Source organism: Escherichia sp. AM3 (assembly GCF_032029835.1).
GTDB classification, from domain to species: Bacteria; Pseudomonadota; Gammaproteobacteria; order Enterobacterales; family Enterobacteriaceae; genus Escherichia; species Escherichia coli.
The window spans coordinates 1-398 of sequence record NZ_JAVUPQ010000625.1 but is presented as its reverse complement, the minus strand read 5'-3'; the positions used below and the strand labels follow the sequence as shown (position 1 = coordinate 398).

The following is a 398-nucleotide window of genomic DNA, read 5'->3' as shown; positions in this document are numbered from 1 at the left end:
CTATGAAGAGATTTATTTCTGGCCGTTCCCACGCTTGTTTTACAAAATCATCCGGGTAGTTCACTTCAAAATGCGTTATCTGGCTAAGATCGCTTCCTGTTTTAAAGTACATAATTGGCAAAGTAAGACTCATTACTCCACCTTTATCATAAAACAAAAAGCCCCGGCTTTAGGTGCGGGGCTTTAAAGAATTTATTATGCTTGCTCGGTGCCGGACTGGTCTTTCTTGATGAGAAAATCTTCAAGCTTCTGACCAGATTTTAGTGCTGCATCGATTGGTTTAGGCGCACGACCGCGACCAGACCAGTATTTAACAACACCATTGTCTTCAAACTGATATTTTGGCGGGGCTTTTGGAAGTTTGTTTTTGCGTTTTTTCGGTTTCTCTTCGCTAAATC

Annotated in this window: 1 protein-coding gene; it reads right to left on the bottom strand. The window is 41.5% G+C overall.

Features of this window, described 5'->3' with window-relative positions:
• Window positions 1-195: 195 nt before the first annotated feature.
• Window positions 196-398, bottom strand: a 203-nt coding sequence (locus RTW80_RS27580) for an H-NS family nucleoid-associated regulatory protein (RefSeq protein WP_312721280.1), incomplete at its 5' end; no start/stop codon positions are given.